Raw genomic sequence first — 1,486 nt, 5'->3', positions numbered from 1 at the left:
TCCCTCCAGTGTGCCCCACCCTCCTAAAAAGTGGGGCCGATGTGGAAGGATTTCGCGTACCACTACCCCTACATGGCTTTTTAAGTCGTCATCTGGGAGAACTTCCCTTCGAAGTGGATGACCTTCAAAGTCTTTGTGGCGAGGATGATCGCTGGACGAATGAGGCGGCCGCCATGGATGCGAGTCAATCGGTGGGCGGGACTTCGGAAGCCCAGCAACTCCGTCTGCTGGCCGACGATTTGCTCACCCTGCTGCAACGAGAGCGGCCGAGGCTGGAACACCTCCCCGGTTTCTGGAAGGCCGAACTACATGCGCGCACCGCCCTGGGCCTCCTCCGGTACCACGCGAATATGGCCCGCCCGGACGCGGCACGGAAAACACCCGACCGTCTGGCCACCATGCTGTCCCTGCGTGACCTGATGATGGCGGACAATCTCCAAGCCATCGCGGAGCGTGAACGGGAACATGGTCCTACTCTGGTCTTCGCCCACAACCTGCATCTGCAACGAGAAGTCAGTGGTCTATGGATGGGCGAGCAAAGAATGGAGTGGTGGAGTGCAGGGGCACAGCTGAGCCGACGTTTGGGAACCGATTACGCTTTTATTGCCAGTGGAATGGGGCGGGCGACCACCATGGGAATTGGCGACCCGGCCCACGACACGCCTGAAGGCCAACTGATGCAGCTGCCAGACCAGATCAGCCTCCTGACCAGAGCAGAATTGAACGTCAGGCTGGATGCACCTTTGACCAAGCGTACCGACTTCCCACCGCAGGCTTTTCCGCTGAAGCCGGAGACACTCTCTGGGGTGGACGGACTGCTCTTCGTCAAAGATGCGATGCTCAAGCTCAGCGAATGAGCTTGACTTCAAACGGCAGATCGGGAATCTCGGCCCAGCCATGTTCAGCGGTGAGGACATCAACCTTCATCGCCTCAGCGGTCCCGAGGCAAGCTGCGTCACCCAGACTCAAGCCATAAGGTGACTTCCTGGCGTAATAGAAAGACGCCTTCTCCCGGCACTGGGCATCGAAGGGCACCTCACGGACGAAGCCCAGCAGCGACCCCAATTGGGCTTCGACCTGATGTGGTGTGAAATCACCACGTCCGACCAGTTTGCCCTGGACTTCGGTCAACGTGATGCTGCTGATCCAGCACTGCCGGGAACTGACGACTTCCAACACTCCGCGGCCGCCATCTTCCTTGAGGAGAAAGGCCAGGAGGGCACTGGCATCGAGGAGCATTTACCAGCCCTTCCGATCAGCTTCAGCTTTGCGTTCGTCGAGCAGCTCCTGGGTGAAGTCCCGCTCATCGCTCTCCGCCTTTCTCAAGCTGCCATACAAGGATTCGGCAAGGAGCCTGCGGCTGGTCAGTCGGTAGCCATACTCTTCTCTGACAAGAATGAGCTCATCACCCTCTTGAACGGTAGTGGTACGGAAAATCCTTCAGGCTACGTTCGAAGATTCCGTAGCTTCAAGCAGTTTAACCCAG

2 protein-coding genes and 1 pseudogene are annotated in these 1,486 nt (G+C 58.4%); 2 read left to right on the top strand and 1 reads right to left on the bottom strand.

All coding sequences use genetic code 11. The features are described 5' to 3' along the window. Window positions 1-857 (top strand): erythromycin esterase family protein (locus IE158_RS13350; RefSeq protein ID WP_189644195.1); only part of this gene is annotated, 857 nt, incomplete at its 5' end. On the opposite strand, the gene IE158_RS13345 is transcribed toward IE158_RS13350, so the two are convergent. Continuing rightward, window positions 847-1,179, bottom strand: coding sequence for a PIN domain-containing protein (locus IE158_RS13345; RefSeq protein ID WP_229839137.1), 333 nt, complete (start codon window positions 1,177-1,179; stop codon window positions 847-849). The genes IE158_RS13350 and IE158_RS13345 overlap by 11 nt on opposite strands. Between IE158_RS13345 and IE158_RS13660 the strand changes: the two are divergent. Then, a pseudogene (locus IE158_RS13660) lies at window positions 1,066-1,486 on the top strand (hypothetical protein); the annotation flags it as partial. The gene IE158_RS13345 and the pseudogene IE158_RS13660 overlap by 114 nt on opposite strands.

Source organism: Deinococcus piscis (genome assembly GCF_014653275.1).
In the GTDB taxonomy this organism is placed as follows: domain Bacteria; phylum Deinococcota; class Deinococci; order Deinococcales; family Deinococcaceae; genus Deinococcus; species Deinococcus piscis.
This window is presented reverse-complemented; position numbering and strand designations above follow the sequence as displayed.